Source organism: Arthrobacter sp. D1-17, assembly GCF_054130535.1.
In genome coordinates this window covers 1,209,973-1,229,844 of record NZ_CP096382.1, presented here as the reverse complement: position 1 = coordinate 1,229,844, position 19,872 = coordinate 1,209,973, and the positions used below count along the sequence as shown (strand labels likewise).

General features: G+C 62.0%; 27 protein-coding genes. 4 read left to right on the top strand and 23 right to left on the bottom strand.

Translation table 11 applies throughout. From position 1 onward, the window contains the following. Positions 1-5 precede the first annotated feature (5 nt). The 3 genes from M1E01_RS05775 to M1E01_RS05765 all read left to right on the top strand — a co-directional run bounded on the left by M1E01_RS05775 (position 6) and on the right by M1E01_RS05765 (position 2,389). Positions 6-938, top strand: coding sequence for a type II secretion system F family protein (locus tag M1E01_RS05775; protein ID WP_457974124.1), 933 nt, complete (start codon positions 6-8; stop codon positions 936-938). 5 nt (positions 939-943) lie between these two features. Then, complete coding sequence (locus M1E01_RS05770; RefSeq protein WP_457974874.1) at positions 944-1,828, top strand: type II secretion system F family protein; 885 nt, start codon at positions 944-946, stop codon at positions 1,826-1,828. Between the two features lie 105 nt (positions 1,829-1,933). Next, complete coding sequence (locus tag M1E01_RS05765; RefSeq protein ID WP_457974123.1) at positions 1,934-2,389, top strand: Hpt domain-containing protein; 456 nt, start codon at positions 1,934-1,936, stop codon at positions 2,387-2,389. Between the two features lie 66 nt (positions 2,390-2,455). Here M1E01_RS05765 and M1E01_RS05760 read toward each other — a convergent pair whose 3' ends face one another. Next, positions 2,456-3,247: a response regulator transcription factor gene (locus M1E01_RS05760; RefSeq protein WP_457974122.1), complete on the bottom strand. Its 792-nt coding sequence runs from the start codon at positions 3,245-3,247 to the stop codon at positions 2,456-2,458. Between the two features lie 270 nt (positions 3,248-3,517). Here M1E01_RS05760 and M1E01_RS05755 point away from each other — a divergent pair, with 270 nt between their 5' ends. After that, on the top strand, positions 3,518-5,188 hold the full coding sequence (locus tag M1E01_RS05755) for a sensor histidine kinase (protein WP_457974121.1): 1,671 nt from the start codon (positions 3,518-3,520) through the stop codon (positions 5,186-5,188). A gap of 14 nt (positions 5,189-5,202) precedes the next feature. Here M1E01_RS05755 and M1E01_RS05750 read toward each other — a convergent pair whose 3' ends face one another. The 22 genes from M1E01_RS05750 to rplN form a co-directional block, all read right to left on the bottom strand. Further along, the gene (locus M1E01_RS05750) at positions 5,203-5,685 is read right to left on the bottom strand and encodes a sensor histidine kinase (RefSeq protein ID WP_457974120.1); all 483 of its coding nucleotides are present in this window, start codon (positions 5,683-5,685) and stop codon (positions 5,203-5,205) included. Positions 5,686-5,773: 88 nt separating this feature from the next. Further along, positions 5,774-6,520, bottom strand: coding sequence for a response regulator transcription factor (locus M1E01_RS05745; protein WP_457974119.1), 747 nt, complete (start codon positions 6,518-6,520; stop codon positions 5,774-5,776). Positions 6,521-6,626: 106 nt separating this feature from the next. Next, a complete protein-coding gene (gene truA / locus M1E01_RS05740) occupies positions 6,627-7,517 on the bottom strand; it encodes a tRNA pseudouridine(38-40) synthase TruA (protein WP_457974118.1) in 891 nt (296 codons plus the stop codon). A 31-nt stretch (positions 7,518-7,548) separates the two neighbouring features. Beyond that, positions 7,549-8,133 carry a 50S ribosomal protein L17 gene (gene rplQ, locus M1E01_RS05735; RefSeq protein WP_457974117.1) on the bottom strand — a complete coding sequence of 195 codons (585 nt, stop codon included), beginning with the start codon at positions 8,131-8,133 and terminating at the stop codon, positions 7,549-7,551. A 74-nt stretch (positions 8,134-8,207) separates the two neighbouring features. Next, entirely contained in the window at positions 8,208-9,218 is a 1,011-nt protein-coding gene (locus tag M1E01_RS05730; protein ID WP_003803733.1) for a DNA-directed RNA polymerase subunit alpha, read from the bottom strand. A gap of 130 nt (positions 9,219-9,348) precedes the next feature. Beyond that, complete coding sequence (gene rpsK / locus M1E01_RS05725; RefSeq protein WP_102973678.1) at positions 9,349-9,750, bottom strand: 30S ribosomal protein S11; 402 nt, start codon at positions 9,748-9,750, stop codon at positions 9,349-9,351. Between the two features lie 101 nt (positions 9,751-9,851). Next, complete coding sequence (rpsM, locus tag M1E01_RS05720) at positions 9,852-10,226, bottom strand: 30S ribosomal protein S13 (RefSeq protein ID WP_090950898.1); 375 nt, start codon at positions 10,224-10,226, stop codon at positions 9,852-9,854. Positions 10,227-10,406: 180 nt separating this feature from the next. Beyond that, on the bottom strand, positions 10,407-10,520 hold the full coding sequence (rpmJ, locus tag M1E01_RS05715; protein WP_009358722.1) for a 50S ribosomal protein L36: 114 nt from the start codon (positions 10,518-10,520) through the stop codon (positions 10,407-10,409). Positions 10,521-10,591: 71 nt separating this feature from the next. After that, a complete protein-coding gene (gene infA, locus M1E01_RS05710) occupies positions 10,592-10,813 on the bottom strand; it encodes a translation initiation factor IF-1 (RefSeq protein WP_011775571.1) in 222 nt (73 codons plus the stop codon). Between the two features lie 305 nt (positions 10,814-11,118). Next, entirely contained in the window at positions 11,119-12,084 is a 966-nt protein-coding gene (locus M1E01_RS05705; protein WP_457974116.1) for a P1 family peptidase, read from the bottom strand. Between the two features lie 147 nt (positions 12,085-12,231). After that, on the bottom strand, positions 12,232-13,059 hold the full coding sequence (gene map, locus M1E01_RS05700) for a type I methionyl aminopeptidase (RefSeq protein WP_457974115.1): 828 nt from the start codon (positions 13,057-13,059) through the stop codon (positions 12,232-12,234). Between the two features lie 136 nt (positions 13,060-13,195). Continuing rightward, entirely contained in the window at positions 13,196-13,765 is a 570-nt protein-coding gene (locus M1E01_RS05695; protein WP_400479056.1) for an adenylate kinase, read from the bottom strand. 5 nt (positions 13,766-13,770) lie between these two features. Further along, positions 13,771-15,081 (bottom strand): preprotein translocase subunit SecY, encoded by a 1,311-nt coding sequence (gene secY, locus M1E01_RS05690; protein WP_400479004.1) that lies wholly within the window; start codon positions 15,079-15,081, stop codon positions 13,771-13,773. A 213-nt stretch (positions 15,082-15,294) separates the two neighbouring features. Continuing rightward, entirely contained in the window at positions 15,295-15,786 is a 492-nt protein-coding gene (gene rplO / locus M1E01_RS05685) for a 50S ribosomal protein L15 (protein ID WP_457974114.1), read from the bottom strand. Next, complete coding sequence (gene rpmD, locus M1E01_RS05680; RefSeq protein WP_267275868.1) at positions 15,787-15,993, bottom strand: 50S ribosomal protein L30; 207 nt, start codon at positions 15,991-15,993, stop codon at positions 15,787-15,789. A 3-nt stretch (positions 15,994-15,996) separates the two neighbouring features. Further along, a complete protein-coding gene (gene rpsE / locus M1E01_RS05675; protein ID WP_457974113.1) occupies positions 15,997-16,716 on the bottom strand; it encodes a 30S ribosomal protein S5 in 720 nt (239 codons plus the stop codon). Further along, a complete protein-coding gene (rplR, locus tag M1E01_RS05670; protein ID WP_457974112.1) occupies positions 16,713-17,096 on the bottom strand; it encodes a 50S ribosomal protein L18 in 384 nt (127 codons plus the stop codon). The genes rpsE and rplR overlap by 4 nt, the downstream gene beginning before the upstream one ends. A 2-nt stretch (positions 17,097-17,098) precedes the next feature. Then, positions 17,099-17,635 (bottom strand): 50S ribosomal protein L6, encoded by a 537-nt coding sequence (gene rplF, locus M1E01_RS05665; protein ID WP_309076383.1) that lies wholly within the window; start codon positions 17,633-17,635, stop codon positions 17,099-17,101. A gap of 18 nt (positions 17,636-17,653) precedes the next feature. Further along, on the bottom strand, positions 17,654-18,052 hold the full coding sequence (rpsH, locus tag M1E01_RS05660; RefSeq protein ID WP_457974111.1) for a 30S ribosomal protein S8: 399 nt from the start codon (positions 18,050-18,052) through the stop codon (positions 17,654-17,656). An 82-nt stretch (positions 18,053-18,134) separates the two neighbouring features. Next, the gene (gene rplE, locus M1E01_RS05655; RefSeq protein WP_457974110.1) at positions 18,135-18,716 is read right to left on the bottom strand and encodes a 50S ribosomal protein L5; all 582 of its coding nucleotides are present in this window, start codon (positions 18,714-18,716) and stop codon (positions 18,135-18,137) included. Further along, the gene (rplX, locus tag M1E01_RS05650; protein WP_400479011.1) at positions 18,716-19,075 is read right to left on the bottom strand and encodes a 50S ribosomal protein L24; all 360 of its coding nucleotides are present in this window, start codon (positions 19,073-19,075) and stop codon (positions 18,716-18,718) included. Before rplX ends, rplE begins: the two co-directional genes overlap by 1 nt. Before the next feature lie 3 nt (positions 19,076-19,078). Beyond that, positions 19,079-19,447 carry a 50S ribosomal protein L14 gene (rplN, locus tag M1E01_RS05645; RefSeq protein WP_003803789.1) on the bottom strand — a complete coding sequence of 123 codons (369 nt, stop codon included), beginning with the start codon at positions 19,445-19,447 and terminating at the stop codon, positions 19,079-19,081. Between the last annotated feature and the right edge of the window lie 425 nt (positions 19,448-19,872).

Below are 19,872 nucleotides of genomic sequence, written 5' to 3'. Positions count from 1 at the left end.
CGTTCATGGTCCTAGCCCTTGGAATCTTCCTGGTGATCACCGCTATTGCGTTAGCAGGCCTCGCGGTCATGATCCCAGGCACCCCGACTGTCCCGTTGGACCGTCGTCGGCCGTTCCGTACAGAAGCAGACTCACAGCTGACGCGGTTTGCCGATTCAGCCGTGCAGGGAGTTCAGAGACTCCTTGCCAAACGGAACGTTCGTTTCTTCAATCGGGACGTGCTGGAGAACGCGGGTCTGCGCCTCAGCCAGGCAGAATTCGTTCTCCTCGTCATTTTCGGCGCATTAGTTACTGCGTCGATGGGACTCCTCGTCGCCGGCCCACTGCTGGCGTTCTTGCTCGCTACGGCCGCACCGTTCATAGCCAATTTCTTGCTCAATGTCTTAGCCGCTAAGAGGCGAGCAAAATTCGACGAACAGCTCGGTGACACGCTGCAGCTGCTATCCGGCAGCCTTCGCGCGGGCCACAGCATTCTCCGCGCGATTGATGCGGCGGCCACTGAATCGCAAGCTCCCACCTCGGAGGAGATGCGCCGGGTCATCACGGAGACAAGCCTGGGGCGCGACCTGCTCGTTTCGCTCAACGACACTGCAGAACGCATGAAAAACGAAGACTTTGTCTGGATAGCGCAGGGGATTCAGATCAACCGCGAAGTCGGCGGAAACCTTGCGGAAGTTCTGGATCAGGTCAATGAGACCATCCGTGAACGCAGCGAGATCAAGGGCCACATCAAGGCGCTAGCTGCCGAAGGGAAATTTTCTGCTTACATCCTCATGGCACTGCCGGTTGCAATCGTAGTCCTACTCCTGGCAACAAACCCCTCTTACATGAACAAGATGTTCACCACGCCGCTGGGGTGGATGATGGTTGTCGCAGCTGCTGTACTCATGACCATTGGCGGTCTTTGGATGCGCAAGATTATTGACCTGAAGTTCTGACCGTGATGGATCCCCTGATACTCATCGCCATCCTGCTAATCTGCCTGCCATTCGGCTACCTGACCTGGATCCTGCTCTCTTCAGACAATAAGGGCCAGTCGATTGCTCGCGAGATCCTGTCCAGAGGTGCCCACCGCGCCGACGTGGAGAAGACAACCAACGCAGGCTTGCTGGAAACGATCGGCCGCCGGCTCACTCCTGTCAGTTATGTACAAAAGATCGACCACTTGCTGTCCCTCGCTGGGCGCCCCACAAACCTGCCCCTAGGCCACGTGCTTTCAGCCAAGCCCGCGCTCGGCCTCGTGGGGGGTTTGGTGGCGCTGTGGCTTAACTCCATTGGCACAACACCGATCATCAAGCTGGTGGGACTGTTCATTCTCTTCCTGGGCTACTTCATTCCCGATCTGCTGCTCTACAGCAAGGGACAGGAACGACAGAAAGCCATGCAGCTGGAGCTCGCGAACACTCTGGACCAGATGCTCATTTCCGTGGAAGCGGGCCTGGGCTTCGAAGGTGCCATGGCACGGGCAGGCGAAAACGGCAAAGGCCCGTTGGCGGAGGAACTGGTGCGCACCCTGCAGGACATGCAGGTGGGCCGCAGCCGACGGGAGGCGTATATTGCACTGGCCGAGCGCACCAACATCCCCGAATTGCGCAGCTTCGTTCAGGCGGTGGTTCAGGCTGATACATATGGCATCGCCATCAGCCGTGTACTAAGAGTCCAAGCAAAAGTAATGCGAGTTAAGCGGCGCCAGCGGGCCGAAGAGAAGGCGATGAAACTACCCATCAATATTTTGTTCCCACTCCTGTTCTTCATCTTTCCCGTGCTCTTCATTGCTGTATTGGGCCCTGCCGTCATCAACATGATCGAAACCTTCAGCGGTCAGTAGGCCGGGGATTCCGCAGGTATTCCCCCAACACAAGGAAGCCGCAGGGTTTCCACAGGATCCAAGGTAGATCAGCCTTTTCACAAGGTCAGAAAGTAGCCTTAAGCCATGTCCACTTCAGGTTCCAGCACAGGCGACGGCGGCGCTAACGGCGTCTGCATGCCAGAGGCCGGGGCCCCCGCCGAGGACGAGCCGGAACAGCCGCAGGGCCTCCCCGTCCTGGACCTTGCAGTCCTTCACGAGCTGGAGGAGGACATGGGCGGCGCCGGCGCCGCCCGCGCCTTCGCCAAGGACTACCTCGGCATCTGGGAGAAACGGCTGGGGTATTTGGAGCGATCAGTCCGGAATAACGATCCCGAGCTCGCGATGGACGCGGTCCTGAGCATGAAGAATTCGGCGTTCATGGTGGGAGCATTGCGTCTCGCCAGCCTGGCAGTGGAACTGGAGCGCCTTCTCAGGACAGGTGACCTGCCCGCCGTGAAGGGGCTGTTGCCGGTGGTCGCGCAGACCGGCCAGGACACAGTCGCCACGCTGAGGAAAAACTATCTTCGGCACGGGCGCTAATTAGCAGCCTGATCGGGGGCAGGACCGGAAGCGGTGCGGCAGGACAGCACCAGATAGCAAGGAGAGTCAGTCCGCCTGCTGAGGCGCCAGCCGGTACCCCACGCCGCGGACGGTGACGAGCCAGCGCGGATTGGTAGGATCTTCGCGGAGCTTGCGGCGCAGGTTGCCGATATGCACCTCAACTGCCCGTTCGTCTGCTTCGCTGATATAGGTGTCCTCGCCGTAGTATTCCCCACGGACTACCCGGACCAGGTCGCCACGGGTGCGTACGGCCCCGTTCCCCTTGAGCAGCTCCTGCAGAAGGTCGAACTCGCTTCTCGTCAGGCCCACCGGCGTCCCTCGCAGGGCGACCGTCCGGGTTTCCGTGTCGAGGACCAGACCGTTGTGCTGGAGCACCTTGCCCCGCCGCAAGGTTCCGGTTCCGCCAACGCCGGCAGACCGCGACACCGGGACGACGGCTTCTTCGGTGGCTTCCTCTGCCGCGCCCTGCCGGGGCCGGCGCATCATCGCCGAAATGCGCGCCCGAAGTTCACGTGGCCGAAAGGGCTTGGTGATGTAGTCATCAGCCCCGCCCTGCAGCGCCGTAATCGTATCCAGTTCCTCGTCCCTGCCCGTGAGCATGACGACGTAAGCATCACTGAACTGCCTGATTCTGCGCAGCACCTCAAAACCGTCGATGTCCGGAAGTCCCACGTCAAGCGTGATCACATTGACCCGTTGCTGACGCGCGACGTCTACACCGTCACGTCCCGTGGCTGCCGAGCGCACCTCGAAGCCAGCCTGCTGAAGGACCGCATCAAGCAAATTACGGACGTCCTCGTCATCCTCAATCACCACGGCCACGCCAAGATCGCCCACGACTACCCCATATCAGGTAAAACCACCGCATCGCCCAGCGCAATGCGGGAAGCACTACCAGATTACCTAGGCTACAACGTTCAGACAGCAAGAGATCGTAAATTCTGCATATCTTTTGCAAACAACGGCCGGAAGCTATTGCCGGGGAAGGGCGGGAAGCAGCAAGGCACTGCAAACTAAGAAGAATTGGTGTGCATAATGGCACTATGGGTGGGTATAAAAAAATACGGTCTCTCGCTGCACAAAACCGCCCCAAGGGTGGGTGCCCCGGTGGGTGAACATGTACTGGTCGGTGACACTGACCGCTTTTTCAGACGGCTTCGGCGGAGAGTCCAGGTTGCGCTCTGCCAGCTTCCGGTGACGCTTATTCTTGCTGCCTTCGCCATTGCCGCGCCTGCCGTCTGGCCCACGCTTATTGAAAGCCCCGTCTTCATCGCCTCCATTATCCTGATGGTTGGGTTGTTCCTCGCCTGTTTCTTAATTCCGTGGGAGCGGCTTCCGGCCAACGCCTATCTGGTCATCCCAATTCTTGACCTGCTGGTCATCGGACTGGCCCGCAACGGTGCCGTGCCGGCAGTCCCAGGGCTGGGTGTGCTGGCCATCTTCCCTGTCATTTGGCTTTCAGCCTCCGGGTCATATGCACGCACCAGTGTCTTCCTGAGTTTCTTCGGAACCCTGCTCATCACAGCGCCGTCGGTGGTGCAAAAGTTTCCCAACATTTCACCTTCGGACATCGCCACGGCAATTCTGTTGCCATTGATGATGCTCGCGGTATCCCTGGCAATCCGGTTTGCCAGCGCCAACGTCCGCATCCAGCGCCGGCGGCTGGAAATAAAGGACGCGGAACTCCGCGGACTGCTCGTTCAGAGCAGGAACCGTGAAAGGCTCCTCAAAACCATCCTGGACACCATCGACGTGGGCATTGTCGCCATCGATGCCGACGGCCGTAAAGTGCTTGTCAACGATCAGCAAAAGGCGTTCCAGCAGGCCGCTTCCCCAGCCGGTTCGGTCCAAGCAATGCAGGAATCCCGCCAGCTGATGTTCGGCCAGGACAAGGTCACCCCGCTACCCGAGGACAGACGCCCCATCCAGCGAGCCGTTGCCGGTGAGACGTTTGCGGACTACCTGGTGTGGCTCGGTGAGGGCCGTTCCCGCCGCGCCGTTTCCACGGCTGCACGGATGATCAAGAACGACGATGGCGGGTTCAGCGGCGCTGTTATCGTCTACACCGATGTGACGGGACTTGTGGAGGCCCTCGCTGCCAAGGAAGAACTGATCTCCAACGTCTCCCATGAATTCCGCAGCCCGCTGATGTCCATCTTGGGCAACGTTGACCTGGTGCTGGACGAAGCGGATGCCCTGCCTGCGGCAGCAGCGCAGCGGCTGGAGGTTGTGCAGCGAAATGCCGAACGACTCCTCGAACTCGTCTCTGACCTGCTCGTCTCAGCCTCCACGGTGCTGGCGGTCCACCCACGGCGAACGGATCTGGCCAGCCTGGTCCAGACAACCATAGGATCGGCCCAGGCGCAGGCCGACGCGTCCCACGTGTCCCTGCACACCGACGTTCCGGCCCCCCTCTGGGCGAACGCGGATCCCCTTCGCATCTCGCAGGCCCTGGACAACCTCGTATCCAATGCCATCAAGTACTCGCCCGACGGCGGCGAGGTCACCGTCAGTGCCAGAACCGGCGATGACTGGGTGCAGCTGCAGGTCCAGGACACGGGGATGGGAATCAGCGAAGAGGAAGCGTCCCGGATCTTCACGCGATTCTTCCGGACAAAGGCAGCCCGCCAGGCAGCAATCCCCGGAGTGGGCCTGGGCCTTTCCATCACCAAGACCATCGTGGAACGCCACGGGGGCAATATCACCTGCCAAAGCAAACCCGGAGCCGGGACCACGTTCACCATGACGCTGCCGGCCGAAGACGCCCCGCTCTCCTAGAACACCAGCGGGACCTAGTCCAGCGGCAGCGTAATGCTCACCCTCGTTCCGGCGGAGGATGAGTCAATCGCCATGCGGCCGCCGGCGGTTTCCACGGCAAGCCGCATCAGACGAAGTCCCATCCCGGAATGCCTGCCCTGCGTCGCAGCCTGCACATCGAATCCGCTGCCGTCGTCGATCACTTTGAGCTGAACCTCGTGGGAGAGGGCAGGATGGCAGACAAATCCCAGACAAACGGTCACGGCTGAGGCTTGGGCGTATTTGTGGACGTTGCTCAGCAGCTCCTGCGCCGCCCGGTAGAGCAGGGTGGCGGACTTCCGATCCACTTCCATGCCGTGGTGTGGAGCCTCCACGTGCACCACGGTCCCGCGCTCCCGCAGCGGAAGGGTCAGACGGTCAATCGCCCCCGCGACGCCAAGCACATAGAAATCGACTGGATGCGTATCGGTGAGAACGCCTCGGACTGCAACAACCTCGTTGCTTGATACTGCTTTCATGCTTCTACGGTGCTCCCGCACCCTTGGCATTTTCCTAGGGTTTTCCGAGCCGCTCCCCCGTTTGCAGGGGCCGGGATCCAGCCAACTCCTACGTCAGCGTGTACCCCAGCCCACGGACAGTTTTCAGCCACTTCGGTGACCGCGCGTTGTCCCCAAGCTTGCGCCGCAGATTTCCGATGTGGACTTCGATAACGCGGTCCGGATCGACTTTCCGGGGGCGTCCCGGGCCCAGATCCTCGAGCTGCAGGTGGCGGGCCAGCTCGGCCTTCGTCACCACCCGCTTCCCCTGCCGCAGGATGATGTGGAGCAGGTCGAACTCAGTCCTGGTTAGCTCCAAAGGCCGGCCCGCGAGGCGCACAGAACGCGTGACGGCGTTGACCTCCAGGCCGTTGTGCTGCAGGCGGAGATCCCGGGGCGAGACCGCAGGCGGCACCCGCGGCGTCACGATCGGAGGGAGAATGAGCTTCGGTGGCCTTCGCAGCATTCCGTCGACGCGGACCCGGAGTTCGCGGGGCCGGATCGGCTTGACCACATAATCGTCAGCGCCGGCGTCAAAGGCCTCCACTGTTGCTGCAAGATCACTGCTTGCACTGACAACCAGCAGGTAAGCGTGGCTGAACTTCCGGATGCGCCGTGCCGCCTCAACGCCCTCCATGTCCGGCAGCCCCATATCCAGCATGACGGTGTCCGGCTGTTTCGCGCGCACCAGCGCAATCCCCTCTTCGCCGGAGGCTGCAGAAAAAACTTCAAAGCCGGCATCACCAAGGGTCGCGTACAACAGTGCGCGGACATCCCTGTCCGGTTCGATAACGACAACAACGCGGCGCTCATCCATCCCTTACCCCCTGTAAGGACCACATGACTTTAAGACTGCGCACCAGCCTAACTCGCCACAGCGCCGTAAGTGAGGCCGGACCCTCAGAAGGGGTTAATGTAGGGACTTACTCGCGCAGGGCGCGTGTCCGTTCCGCCCGGGCCAGCAGTTCAGCGTCTGACGGATAAGCCACTTCTTCCAGCACCAGCGGGTGGGGGGCGGCCAACACGGAACGGGCATCGCGTTTCCTGGCCAGCAGCCGCTCCTGCAGCCACTCCGGGCGCTCCTGTCCCTCCCCCACGTACAGGGCGGAGCCCACGAGGGCGCGCACCATGTTGTGGCAGAACGCGTCAGCCTGGACTGTGGCTACGATGACGCCGTCTGTGCCACGCGCGAACTCGAACCGCTGCAGTTCGCGAATGGTGGTGGAGCCTTCGCGCGGCTTGCAGTAGGACAGGAAGTTGTGCAGGCCCAGCAGCTGTGCCGCCCCTGCATTGAGCAGCTCCACGTCCAGCGATGTTTTGTGCCAGAGTGTGTCATAGCGGCTGAGCGGATCCCACCTTTCCAGCCCGTCCGCAATCCGGTAGCTGTAGCGGCGCCACAGGGCGGAGAAGCGCGCGTCGAACCCCTCCGGAGCCACGGCAACCTCATGCACCACGATGGCACCGGTGAGGTCCCCCAGTCCTCGGCTCAGGGCACCCCGGAGCCGGCGCAGGAGTGCGACGGCGGGATCAAGGTCAGCGCCGCGGTTCAGTCCCAGCCACTCGGCGTCGGTCAGGTCGAGGTGGACCACCTGCCCCCGGGCGTGGACGCCCGCGTCGGTGCGCCCGGCGACGGTGACTCGCACCGGGCGGCGGACCAGCAGCTCCAGCGCAGCTTCCAGGGTGCCCTGGACTGTGCGCCGCCCGGGCTGGACTGCCCAGCCGCTGAACGGCCCGCCGTCGTACGCCAAATCAAGCCGGATACGCAAAAACCCGCCGCCCCCCAAAACGGGGGCCGCGGGTTTTTGGTCGTTCATAGACTCAAGTCTATGCGAAGGAACTAGCGAATTACTTCGCGTCCTTTGCCTCGTCAGCTGCAGGCTCTTCGGCCGGGGCCTCTTCGGCAGCAGCTTCCTCAGCGGCCGGGGCCTCTTCGGCAGCAGCTTCGGTCTCAACAGTCTCAGTCTCTGCAGCTTCGGTTTCAGCAACCTCGGCCTCGGGAGCTTCTTCAGCCGCAGGGGCAGCAGCAGCGGCGGCCTGGGTGGCCTCGGCTACAACGGCCTGCTTGGCGGAAACCGGCTCAAGAACCAGCTCGATGACAGCCATGGGAGCGTTGTCGCCCTTGCGGTTGCCGATCTTGGTGATGCGGGTGTAGCCACCGTCGCGGTTCTCGACTGCCTGCGCGATGTCGGTGAACAGCTCGTGGACAACGCCCTTGTTGCTGATCAGGCCGAGAACGCGGCGGCGGGAAGCGAGGTCGCCGCGCTTGGCGAAGGTGACCAGACGCTCTGCGTACGGCTTCAGGCGCTTGGCCTTGGTGACCGTGGTGGTGATCCGCTTGTGCTCGAACAGGGCGGAAGCCAGGTTCGCGAGCATGAGACGCTCGTGAGCCGGGCCGCCACCGAGGCGCGGGCCCTTAGTGGGGGTAGGCATAATTGTTTCTCCTCATATGGAAGCCGGTGGGGCTGGCACACCATGGTGCATCCCTGCCGGCCAAGATCTGCTTGTTAGAGCTCGTCGTCGCTGAACGCGGCGTCGTCCTCTTCGATGGCTGCGGCGCGGGCGGCAAGATCGAAACCGGGAGGCGAGTCCTTGAGGGACAGTCCCAGTTCAACCAGCTTTGCCTTGACCTCATCGATGGACTTGGCACCGAAGTTACGGATGTCCATCAGGTCAGCCTCGGAGCGGGCAACGAGTTCACCCACGGTGTGGATGCCCTCACGCTTGAGGCAGTTGTAGGAACGGACGGTGAGGTCCAGATCCTCGATCGGCAGTGCCATGTCTGCTGCCAGGGCAGCATCCGTCGGCGACGGGCCGATCTCGATACCTTCAGCTGCGGTGTTCAGCTCGCGGGCCAGACCGAACAGCTCCACCAGGGTGGTGCCTGCCGAAGCAACCGCATCGCGCGGGGCGATGGCCTGCTTGGTCTCGACGTCGACAATGAGCTTGTCGAAGTCAGTGCGCTGCTCAACACGGGTGGCTTCCACGCGGAAAGTAACCTTCAGCACCGGCGAGTAGATGGAGTCAACCGGGATACGGCCGATCTCTGCGTCGCCGGACTTGTTCTGAGCTGCCGAAACGTAGCCGCGGCCGCGCTCGATGGTCAGTTCGAGTTCGAACTTGCCCTTCGAGTTCAGCGTGGCAATGTGCAGATCCGGGTTGTGGAATTCGACGCCGGCCGGCGGAGCGATGTCCGCGGCGGTGACGACTCCGGGTCCCTGCTTGCGCAGGTAAGCAACAACCGGCTCGTCGTGCTCGGAGGACACGGACAGGTTCTTGATGTTCAGGATGATCTCGGTGACATCTTCCTTGACACCCGGAACCGTGGTGAACTCGTGCAGCACGCCATCGATCCGGATGCTGGTTACAGCGGCACCGGGGATGGAGGAGAGCAGGGTACGGCGGAGGGAGTTTCCGAGGGTGTAACCGAAGCCCGGCTCCAGCGGTTCAATGATGAAACGGGAGCGGTTTTCGGAGACGACCTCTTCGGAGAGGGTGGGGCGCTGTGCAATGAGCACTTAGGTTTCCTTTCGGCGAGCATCCGCTATATGACGCAACACAGGTGGTGGAAAATCGGTCTGAGACTTAACGCGCTGGGCTTGCCCGGACCCTAGGAGGGTCCGGGCAAGCTCAAGGCAGCGGAAAAGCTTAGACGCGGCGGCGCTTCGGCGGACGGCAGCCGTTGTGGGCGGCGGGGGTGACGTCCTGGATGGAGCCAACCTCGAGGCCGGCAGCCTGCAGCGAACGGATCGCGGTTTCGCGTCCGGAGCCCGGTCCCTTCACGAACACGTCAACCTTCTTCAGGCCGTGCTCCTGTGCACGCTTGGCGGCAGCTTCGGCAGCCATCTGTGCAGCGAACGGGGTGGACTTACGCGAGCCCTTGAATCCAACCTCACCGGCGGAAGCCCAGGAGATGACAGCACCGCTCGGGTCCGTGATGGACACGATGGTGTTGTTAAAAGTGCTCTTGATGTGCGCCTGGCCAAGCGCGATATTCTTCTTGTCCTTCTTACGCGGCTTGCGAACCGCGCCACGAGTCTTCGGGGGCATTTCTTCTCCTACAGAAAGTTATTTGGGGGAAGCCATCGCTTGGTCCCACATGTGCCTTGTTCCTGGAAACCGCACCAGCGGCGTCAGGGGGCAGATGGGATTTAGCGAGCCTTCTTCTTGCCGGCGACGGTGCGCTTCGGGCCCTTGCGGGTACGAGCGTTGGTCTTCGTACGCTGACCGCGTACGGGCAGGCCCTTGCGGTGACGCAGGCCTTCGTAGCTGCCGATCTCAACCTTGCGGCGGATATCTGCTGCCACTTCGCGGCGAAGGTCACCCTCAACCTTGTAGTTGCCTTCAATGTAGTCACGCAGCTGGACCAGTTCAGCGTCGCTCAGGTCCTTAACGCGGACGTCAGCGCTGATGCCGGTGGCAGCCAGGGTTTCGTGTGCACGGGTCTTGCCCACGCCGTAGATGTAAGTAAGCGCAATTTCCAGCCGCTTTTCGCGGGGAATGTCTACGCCAGCGAGACGAGCCATAGTGGCGGTACTCCTTGAATAAACCGGAGGTCGTAGGCAGTACACCCGCACTGTCAGTGCGGCCCCAGCCTCCGACCGGGGGTTAGCTGTCCGGACTCTTTAGAGCTCAATGTTCCAGTTCAGCTTGTGCTGCCTTTATTTACTTGCGTGGGTTGCAACCCAGGATTCCCCTAAGGGAAATTAGCCCTGGCGCTGCTTGTGGCGCGGGTTCTCGCAGATCACCATGACCCGGCCATTACGGCGGATCACTTTGCACTTTTCGCAGATCTGCTTGACGCTCGGCTTGACCTTCATGGCGTTCCTTTGCGTGATAGCAGTTGGGTCCGATAGACCGGCCTTCGGCAGTTCCTCTGGCCGCCCAACGTTTACTTGTAGCGGTAGACGATACGACCACGCGTAAGGTCGTAAGGGCTCAGCTCCACCACTACCCGGTCCTCAGGGAGAATCCTGATGTAGTGCTGACGCATTTTTCCAGAGATGTGTGCGAGGACGACGTGCTTGTTGGTGAGCTCAACACGAAACATCGCGTTGGGCAGCGCCTCAGTCACTACGCCCTCGATCTCTATGACCCCGTCCTTCTTGGCCATATCCTCCGCTAACTGTTGGTTGCCTCAGCCTGCCGGTTTGCACCGGGCATGGCTGCGGACGTTTTTGATGTGATTTCGGCTGGCGCCCCTGCCCGCAAAAGGGCGTGGCGGGGCAGACAACCAACAAGCAACTTTACGGCATTTGCCCCCGAATGTTAAATCCAGCAATGGTAGCGCACAACGCGCCTCCGCGCATCAACTATCCTCGCCTTCACGGTACGGGCCCATCCGGGTTGAGGCCATCGGGTCCGCATCACTGCCCTCAGGCAATAATTTGCCCGTAGGCAATCACTGTCCGTAGGCAATCACTGTCCGTAGGCAGGAAAGGTGCCTGCCGGAGTCGTGACTGTCTCCGCACTGATGATTCCGTCCAGGATCGCCAAGCGGACGACGTCGGCTGCCGCACTTTGCAGGGTGATGAGACTTACGTATCGGGCTTCATCTGTGCTTCGGTCCAGTGGCAACTGGCCCGTCGCCAGCGCAAAGACGACGTCGCCGTCGGCGAGGGTGTGGGACGGGTTCAACGCCCGGGCGATGCCGGCATGGGCCGCCGAAGCGGTGCGCTTGCACTCGGCCTTGTCCAGAACCGCATTGGTGGCGACGACAGCAAGGGTGGTGTTCAGCGGGGGAACCCCTCCCCCCTGATTGAGCTTGCCGGTCTCAGGCTCAACCGGCGGACTGAACCACATCCCGAGTGCATTGACCACCGCGAGGGCGCCGACGACCACGCCATCCTCCAGCGTCATCGATGCTGTACCGACTCCCCCTTTAAACTGGCGGCGCCCGAGCAGGGCGCCGGTGCCCGCGCCCACGTTGCCACGTCCGACGTCGTGCCCCTCCGTCTCGGCGCCGGCGGCGGCGGCAGCGGCGTAGCCCATGGCCTCATCCGGGCGGGCGGTAAACTCCCCGCCGCGCCCCAGATCGAATATCGCGGCCGCCGGGACAATAGGGACCACACCGCCCTCGACGGCGAAGCCCCTGCCCTGCTCCTCGCACCAGCGCTGGGCGCCGCTGGCCGTGGCGAGGCCATAGGCGCTGCCACCGGTCAACACCACGGCATCCACGGTGGGGACCAGACCGGTGGCGTCCAGGGCATCGGTCTCATGGGTGGCGGGGCCGCCGCCGCGGACATCGACCGAACCGACTGTTTCCGGCGGCGGCAGGACCACGGTCACTCCGCTCAGCCAGCCGCCGTCGGTCCTGTGCCGGTGCCCGACCCGCAGGCCCGGCACATCCGTGATCTTTCCCCGCGCTCCAGCCGTCGTTCCCATGGCTCCCATTCTGGCCCACCTGCTGCCCTACAACACGGGAATCTATCCATGACACGCAAAATCCCTGGCACTACGGGAATTCCGGTAGCGCCAGGGATTTTGCGCGTCGTCAGGGAGAAAGCGTGTCGTCAGCGAGAATGCACGTGGTCAGGGAATCGGGACGGGCACAACGCCCAGCGGCGCGAGCTGGGCCACACCGCCGTCGGGCGCTGAAAGGACCCAGATGCCCTTCTCGTGAACGGCAACCGAGTGCTCCCACTGGCAGGAGCGGCTACCGTCGGTGGTGACCACGGTCCACTCATCATCCAGGACGGCGGTTTCGATGCTGCCGCGGACGAGCATGGGTTCGATGGCCAGGCACAGGCCGGGACGGATCTTCGGCCCGCGGTGGCTGGTGCGGTAGTTGAGAACGTCCGGGGCCATGTGCATCTCGGAACCGATGCCGTGGCCGACGTAGTCCTCGAGGATCCCCAGCGGCTTGCCCGGAACGGAGGAGACGTAGTCGTCCACGGCGCAGCCGATGTCCCCCACGAACTTGCCGGTCGCCAGCGCGGCGATTCCCCGCCACATGGCCGCCTGGGTGACGTCGGACAGGCGCTGGTCCTCGGGGTCCGCCGTACCGACGATGACCGTCCGGGCCGAATCCGAGTGCCAGCCGTCCACAATGGCCCCGCCGTCGATGGAGATGATGTCACCGTCGTTCAGTACACGGCTGCCCGGGATGCCGTGCACCACTTCCTCGTTGACCGAGGTGCAGATGGTGGCGGGGAACCCGTGGTAGCCGAAAAAGTTCGACTTGGCGCCCGCCTCGAGGAGCACCGCCGCGAACACGTCGTCGAGGTGCTTTGTGGTGACGCCGGGGACGGCGGCCGCAACCGCTGCGTCCAGGGCACGGCTCAGGACCAGCCCGGCCTCGTGCATGGTGCGCATCTGGGCGTTGGTCTTGTACTCAATCCGTGGCTGGCCGAATGCCATCTGGTTTTCCTCTCAATGGTGCCCCAGCCGCATGGTTGCCGGCGGGGCAGGCCCTGTAAGGCCATTGGCCGTATAGGCCAAAAACCGTAAGGCCCCTCCCGATGAACCGGGAGGAGCCTCGTGGCGTGGATCTGGCTCAGGCTGCCTGAGCGGACTTGATGGCCTGCATGACGCGGTCGGTGACTTCGTCGATCGCGCCGATGCCGTCAACCTGGGTCAGGATGCCGCGCTCGGCATACTTGGCCACAACGGCCTCGGTCTGCTCGTGGTACAGGTCCAGCCGGTGGCGGATGACGGCCTCGTTGTCGTCGCTGCGTCCGGTTTCCTTGGCGCGGCCCAGGAGCCTGGCGACCAGTTCCTCGTCGTCAGCAGTGAGCTGAAGGACCACGTCGAGCTTCTGGTCACCGTTGGCCAGGATCTGATCAAGGTAGTCAACCTGCGCGGTGGTGCGGGGGTAGCCGTCCAGCAGGAAGCCGTCCTCGACGTCGGCCTCGCTGAGACGGTCGCGGACCATCTTGTTGGTCACGCTGTCCGGAACAAAATCTCCGGCATCCATGTACTTCTTGGCTTCGACGCCCAGTGGGGTCTCGCCTTTAACGTTGGCACGGAAGATGTCGCCGGTGGAAATCGCAACGACGCCGAGGCGCTCCGAAATGCGTTCCGCCTGTGTACCCTTGCCGGAACCCGGAGGTCCGATAATCAACATTCTGGTCATCGCAATAGCCCTTCGTAGTGACGCTGCTGTAGCTGCGCGTCAATTTGCTTGACGGTTTCCAAGCCAACGCCCACCATGATCAGGATCGAGGTGCCACCGAACGGGAAGTTCTGGTTTGCGTTGATCAGCACGAGCGCCACCAACGGGATCAGTGCCACGAAGCCAAGGTAGATGGCGCCGGGCAGCGTGATCCGAGACAGGACGTACTGCAGGTAATCCGCGGTCGGCTTGCCGGCACGGATACCCGGGATAAAGCCGCCGTATTTCTTCATGTTGTCCGAGACCTCTTCAGGGTTGAAGGTGATCGCGACATAGAAGTATGTAAAGAAAACAATCATGGCGAAGTAGAGCGCCATATAAATCGGGTGGTCCCCGCGGGTCAGGTTGTTGTTGATCCACTCAACCCACGGCTGCACCTGCTCCCCCGCCCTCGGCTGGTTGAACTGGGATATCAGCGCCGGCAGGTAGAGCATTGAGGAGGCGAAGATTACCGGGATAACGCCGGCCATGTTCACCTTGATGGGAATGTAGGTGCTGGTGCCGCCCACAGTCCTGCGTCCGATCATCCGCTTCGCATACTGCACCGGAATACGGCGCTGCGACTGCTCCACGAAGACAACCAGGGCCACCGTCAGGAGGCCGATGGCCAGGACGATGAAGAAAGTGCCGGGACCCTGAGAGGTCCAGATGGCGCCCAGCGAGGTGGGGAAGCCGGCAGCGATGGCCGTGAAGATGAGGAGGGACATGCCGTTGCCGACACCCTTTTCGGTCACCAGCTCGCCCATCCACATGATGAGGCCGGTGCCGGCCGTCAGCGTGATGATGAGAAGGATGGTGGTGATGACGCTGTTATCGGGGATGATCGGCAGCGCACAGCCTGGCAGCAGCTGGCCGGAGCGCGCGAGGGACACCAAAGTGGTGGCGTTCAGCAGGCCCAGGGCGATGGTGAGGTAACGCGTGTACTGCGTCAGCTTTGACTGGCCGGAAGCACCCTCTTCATGCAGCTGCTGGAAGCGGGGAATGACCACCCGGAGCAGCTGCACGATGATGCTTGCCGTGATGTACGGCATGATTCCCAAAGCAAAGATGGAGACCTGCAGCAATGCACCGCCGCTGAAAAGATTGACGAGCTGGTAGATCCCGCCCGAGGTCTGCCCGGTCGACAAGCATTGCTGGACATTCTGGTAGTTCACACCAGGCGAGGGGATGAAGGCTCCCAAGCGGAAGATTGTGATGATTCCCAGCGTGAACAACAACTTGCGTCGCAGATCAGGCGTTCGAAAAGCCCGGCCGAATGCGCTAAGCAAGCGTCCTCCTCAGAAATTAATAAGTCATGTGGTGCGGAACAATAAACCCAACAACCGAGTCTAACGGTTGTTTGCACCATGCGGAGAATCCGCAGTAGTGAACATGCGCCGAATGGCGGCCGATATACGCCCGGCGGATGTGAAAAACTCCCGGTGACCGGGGCCGTGGCCCCGGTCACCGGGAGTTTAACAACGGGCTTTCGCCCACCGGCTCTAGAGAGCGGTGGTGCTTCCGCCTGCTGCAGCGATCTTCTCAGAAGCGCTGGCGGAGAATGCGTGGGCGGTGACGTCAACCTTGACGGTGATGTCGCCGGTGCCCAGCACCTTCACGGGCTGGTTCTTGCGAACGGCGCCCTTTGCAACCAGATCCTCGACGGTGACAGTGCCACCTTCCGGGAACAGCTCGTTGAGACGGTCCAGGTTAACAACCTGGAACTCAACCCGGAACGGGTTCTTGAAGCCGCGCAGCTTCGGCAGGCGCATGTGCAGCGGCAGCTGGCCGCCGGCAAAGCCAGCCTTGATCTGATAACGGGCAGCAGTACCCTTGGTACCGCGACCGGCGGTCTTACCCTTGGAACCTTCACCACGACCCACACGGGTCTTGGCGGTCTTGGCACCCGGGGCGGGACGCAGGTGGTGAACTTTCAGTGCGTTCTGCTTCTCAGCAGCGCCCTGTGCCTCTTCGGCGGTGTTCTTCTCAGCCATTTACTTCGCCTCCTCTACCTTTACCAGGTGCGGAACCGTGTTGAGCATTCCAACGGTCACGGCGTCTGCGGTGCGGACAACGGTGTGTCCAATCCGCTTCAGGCCGAGGGACCGCAGGGTGTCGCGCTGGTTCTGCTTGCCGCCAATGACGGACTTGATCTGAGTGATCTCCAACTGGGCGTCGGAGGGAATCAGGTTCTTAGCCATTGCTTAGACACCCGCCTTCTGGTTCATCAGACTGCGCACCAGAGCGGCCGGAGCGATCTCGTCCAGCGGCAGGCCACGGCGTGCTGCCACGGCTGCCGGCTCTTCGAGGCGCTTCAGGGCATCAACGGTCGCGTGAACGATGTTGATGGCGTTGGAGGAACCGAGCGACTTGGAGAGGATGTCGTGGATGCCCACGCACTCCAGTACTGCACGGACCGGGCCACCGGCGATAACACCGGTACCGGCGGAAGCCGGACGCAGCATTACGACGCCTGCGGCAGCTTCGCCCTGGACGCGGTGAGGGATGGTGCTGCCAACGCGGGGAACGCGGAAGAAGGACTTCTTGGCCTCTTCAACGCCCTTCGCGATAGCAGCGGGAACTTCCTTGGCCTTGCCGTAGCCGACGCCGACCATGCCGTTACCGTCACCAACGACGACGAGTGCGGTGAAGCTGAAGCGACGACCACCCTTGACGACCTTGGAAACGCGGTTGATGGTGACAACGCGCTCTACGAACTGGCTCTTCTCGGCTTCACGGCCGCCGTCGCGGCCGCCACGGCCACCACGGTCGCCGCGGCCCTGGCCGCGGTCGCCACGCTCGCCGCGACGGGCACCGCCACGACGGTCGTCGCCAGCGGCGGGAGCGGTGGCCTCAGCAGCTACGGCTTCAGGCGCCTTCTGATCTGCAGACACAGTGTCCTTTTCCTTGTTTGCTTCCGTCACAGTGACAGCCCACCTTCACGTGCACCGTCAGCGACGGCGGCGATCCGGCCGTGGTACTTGTTACCACCACGGTCGAAGACAACCGCTTCGACTCCGGCAGCCTTGGCGCGCTCGGCTACGAGCTCACCAACGCGCTTGGCCTTGGCGGTCTTGTCACCGTCGAATGCACGAAGGTCAGCTTCCAGTGTGGATGCGCTCGCTACGGTCTGGCCGATGGTGTCGTCGACAACCTGGACAAATACGTGGCGTGCGGAGCGGTTCACAACCAGACGGGGACGTGCAGGCGTTCCGGAGATGCGCTTGCGGATACGAAGCTGGCGGCGGCTGCGCGAAGCAGACTTGCTCTTGTTCGTGCGCTTCTTGTTAATTGAGATGGCCATGGTTACTTACCAGCCTTTCCGACCTTGCGGCGGATGACTTCGCCGGCGTAGCGAATGCCCTTGCCCTTGTAGGGGTCCGGCTTGCGCAGCTTGCGAATGTTGGCAGCAACCTCGCCGACCTGCTGCTTGTTGATGCCTGAGACAGAGAGCTTGGTCGGCCCCTCTACTGCAAAGGTGATGCCGGCCGGTGCCGTAACGCTGACCGGGTGGCTGAAGCCGAGAGCGAACTCAAGGTCAGATCCCTTGGCCTGAACGCGGTAACCGGTACCAACGATTTCAAGCTTCTTTTCGTAGCCCGCCGTGACGCCCTGGATCATGTTGGAGATCAGGGTGCGGGTCAGGCCGTGCAGCGAACGGGAGGCGCGCTCGTCGTTCGGGCGGGTGACGGTCAGGGTGTTGTCTTCCAGGGCAACCTCGATCGGGCTGGCCACAGTGTGGCTCAGCTCGCCTTTGGAACCCTTGACGCTGACGACAGAGCCGTCAACCTTGACCTCAACGCCGGCAGGAACGGTGATGGGGAGACGTCCAATACGTGACATTATTCTCTTCCTTTCCCGTTACCAGACGTAAGCGAGGACTTCGCCGCCCACGCCCTTCTTGCCGGCCTGCTTGTCAGTCAAGAGGCCGGAAGAGGTGGACAGGATTGCGATACCCAGGCCACCCAGCACGTGCGGCAGGTTGGTGGACTTCGCGTAGACGCGGAGACCTGGCTTGGAGATGCGACGGACACCGGCGATCGAACGCTCGCGGTTGGGACCGAATTTCAGCTCGAGGGTCAGCTTCTTGCCGACTTCAGCTTCCTCTTCCTTCCAGCCGGCGATGTAACCTTCGGCCTTGAGGATGTCGGCAACGCGTGCCTTGAGCTTGCTGTAAGGCATAGACACGGAGTCGTGGTATGCCGAGTTTGCGTTGCGCAGACGCGTGAGCATGTCTGCGACAGGATCTGTCATTGTCATTTGGGCTCTTGCCCTTCCTCGTAACGGTTTCCTTCGCGCCGATCCTCGCGGATCAGTGCAACCGGACCTTTTACGTAGCTAATTAAGCTTCGGTCTTAAACGGGAAACCAAGCGCCTTGAGCAGCGCGCGGCCTTCGTCGTCGGTCTTGGCGGTGGTCACAACCGTGATATCCATACCGCGGGTGCGGTCGATCTTGTCCTGGTCGATCTCGTGGAACATAACCTGCTCGGTCAGACCGAAGGTGTAGTTGCCGTTGCCATCGAACTGCTTGCCGCTAAGGCCGCGGAAGTCACGGATACGCGGCAGGGCCAGCGTGACCAGACGGTCCACGAATTCCCACATGCGGTCGCCACGCAGGGTTGCGTGTGCGCCGATGGGCATGCCTTCGCGCAGCTTGAACTGTGCGATCGACTTACGGGCCTTGGTTACCTGCGGCTTCTGGCCGGTGATCAGGGTGAGGTCGCGGACAGCGCCGTCGATCAGTTTGGAGTCCTTGGCGGCATCTCCAACACCCATGTTCACAACAACCTTGACCAGACGGGGAACCTGGTTGACGTTCTCGTACTTGAATTCATCCTGCAGAGCAGATTTGATGGTTTCTGCGTACTTGGTCTTCAGACGAGGAACGATCTTCGTTGCCGGAGTCTCGAGAGTCTCAGTCATTAGATGTCCTTCCCGGAGCTCTTGGCCACGCGGATACGGACGGTCTTCTGGACGCCGTCCTTCTCAACGGTGTCGAGGCGGAAACCGACGCGGGTCGGCTTCTTGGTCGACGGGTCCACGAGAGCCACGTTGGAGATGTGGATCGGGGCCTCAACGACCTCGATGCCACCGGTCTTGGTGCCGCGCTGCGACTGACCGACCTTGGTGTGCTTGGTTACGCGGTTGATGCCCTCAACCAGCACGCGGTTGGTGTCGGGGAAGACGCGCAGAACCTTGCCCTGCTTGCCACGGTCACCGCCGCGCTCAGCCTTGGCGCCAGTGATGACCTGAACGAGGTCACCCTTCTTGATCTTAGCCATGGACTAGAGCACCTCCGGAGCCAGAGAAACGATCTTCATGAACTTCTTGTCACGGAGCTCACGACCAACCGGTCCGAAGATACGGGTGCCGCGGGGGTCACCGTCGTTCTTCAGGATCACAGCTGCGTTCTCGTCAAACTTGATGTAGGAACCATCCGCACGGCGGCGTTCCTTCTTGGTACGGACGATGACAGCCTTGACCACATCGCCCTTCTTTACGTTGCCGCCCGGGATTGCATCCTTGACGGTGGCGACGATGACGTCACCGATGCCTGCGTAGCGACGGCCAGATCCACCGAGAACGCGAATGGTAAGGATTTCCTTAGCACCCGTGTTGTCGGCGACCTTGAGTCGCGACTCCTGCTGAATCACTATTTACTCCTTGCGTCGCGCCGGTTCTCAGACCGAAAATCTTCCTACGGAATGAGCCTTGCGGAACGGTTGATCGGGGTGTCTCTTGACCTGCCTGGATTTTGCCAGACCAGGCCTAAACGCCCGTGCCAAAAACATTTGCTTCCCAAGCGGCCCGGACGGAGTCCAGACGCAAGGGGGCACTATGCCGTGGCACGATTGTTTACGAGGTTTGCTGACGGCGCACGAAAGGCGCCATACAAACTCAAAATCTTAGCACAGTTTGCGCCCATCCCCATATCACAGCTGACGCCGTGCTGTTAAGCCGGCGGGCCGCCGTCGGACATCCACGCACCCAACCTAAGAGCGCGCGAACGTACACTTGGGGCCCCAGATAGCGCGTGCTTTGGGGCCACAAGTGTACGTACGCGCGTTCGACGGCGGGA

What these genes read in the sequence shown, in the direction of transcription:
- truA (WP_457974118.1), bottom strand. Translation starts at nt 7,517, where the DNA reads ATGAACGACCAAAAACCCGCGGCCCCCGTTTTGGGGGGCGGCGGGTTT.
- M1E01_RS05775 (WP_457974124.1), top strand. Translation starts at nt 6, where the DNA reads ATGGTCCTAGCCCTTGGAATCTTCCTGGTGATCACCGCTATTGCGTTA.
- rplQ (WP_457974117.1), bottom strand. Translation starts at nt 8,133, where the DNA reads ATGCCTACCCCCACTAAGGGCCCGCGCCTCGGTGGCGGCCCGGCTCAC.
- infA (WP_011775571.1), bottom strand. Translation starts at nt 10,813, where the DNA reads ATGGCCAAGAAGGACGGGGTCATAGAGATCGAGGGCGTAGTGACTGAG.
- rplR (WP_457974112.1), bottom strand. Translation starts at nt 17,096, where the DNA reads ATGGCCATCTCAATTAACAAGAAGCGCACGAACAAGAGCAAGTCTGCT.
- M1E01_RS05695 (WP_400479056.1), bottom strand. Translation starts at nt 13,765, where the DNA reads ATGTTGATTATCGGACCTCCGGGTTCCGGCAAGGGTACACAGGCGGAA.
- rpmD (WP_267275868.1), bottom strand. Translation starts at nt 15,993, where the DNA reads ATGGCTAAGAACCTGATTCCCTCCGACGCCCAGTTGGAGATCACTCAG.
- M1E01_RS05745 (WP_457974119.1), bottom strand. Translation starts at nt 6,520, where the DNA reads ATGGATGAGCGCCGCGTTGTTGTCGTTATCGAACCGGACAGGGATGTC.
- M1E01_RS05770 (WP_457974874.1), top strand. Translation starts at nt 944, where the DNA reads ATGGATCCCCTGATACTCATCGCCATCCTGCTAATCTGCCTGCCATTC.
- rplO (WP_457974114.1), bottom strand. Translation starts at nt 15,786, where the DNA reads ATGGCTGAGAAGAACACCGCCGAAGAGGCACAGGGCGCTGCTGAGAAG.
- map (WP_457974115.1), bottom strand. Translation starts at nt 13,059, where the DNA reads ATGGCATTCGGCCAGCCACGGATTGAGTACAAGACCAACGCCCAGATG.
- rpsK (WP_102973678.1), bottom strand. Translation starts at nt 9,750, where the DNA reads ATGCCCCCGAAGACTCGTGGCGCGGTTCGCAAGCCGCGTAAGAAGGAC.
- M1E01_RS05705 (WP_457974116.1), bottom strand. Translation starts at nt 12,084, where the DNA reads ATGGGAACGACGGCTGGAGCGCGGGGAAAGATCACGGATGTGCCGGGC.
- rpmJ (WP_009358722.1), bottom strand. Translation starts at nt 10,520, where the DNA reads ATGAAGGTCAAGCCGAGCGTCAAGCAGATCTGCGAAAAGTGCAAAGTG.
- rplE (WP_457974110.1), bottom strand. Translation starts at nt 18,716, where the DNA reads ATGACTGAGACTCTCGAGACTCCGGCAACGAAGATCGTTCCTCGTCTG.
- M1E01_RS05765 (WP_457974123.1), top strand. Translation starts at nt 1,934, where the DNA reads ATGTCCACTTCAGGTTCCAGCACAGGCGACGGCGGCGCTAACGGCGTC.
- rpsM (WP_090950898.1), bottom strand. Translation starts at nt 10,226, where the DNA reads ATGGCTCGTCTCGCTGGCGTAGACATTCCCCGCGAAAAGCGGCTGGAA.
- rplX (WP_400479011.1), bottom strand. Translation starts at nt 19,075, where the DNA reads ATGGCTAAGATCAAGAAGGGTGACCTCGTTCAGGTCATCACTGGCGCC.
- M1E01_RS05750 (WP_457974120.1), bottom strand. Translation starts at nt 5,685, where the DNA reads ATGAAAGCAGTATCAAGCAACGAGGTTGTTGCAGTCCGAGGCGTTCTC.
- rplF (WP_309076383.1), bottom strand. Translation starts at nt 17,635, where the DNA reads ATGTCACGTATTGGACGTCTCCCCATCACCGTTCCTGCCGGCGTTGAG.
- rpsH (WP_457974111.1), bottom strand. Translation starts at nt 18,052, where the DNA reads ATGACAATGACAGATCCTGTCGCAGACATGCTCACGCGTCTGCGCAAC.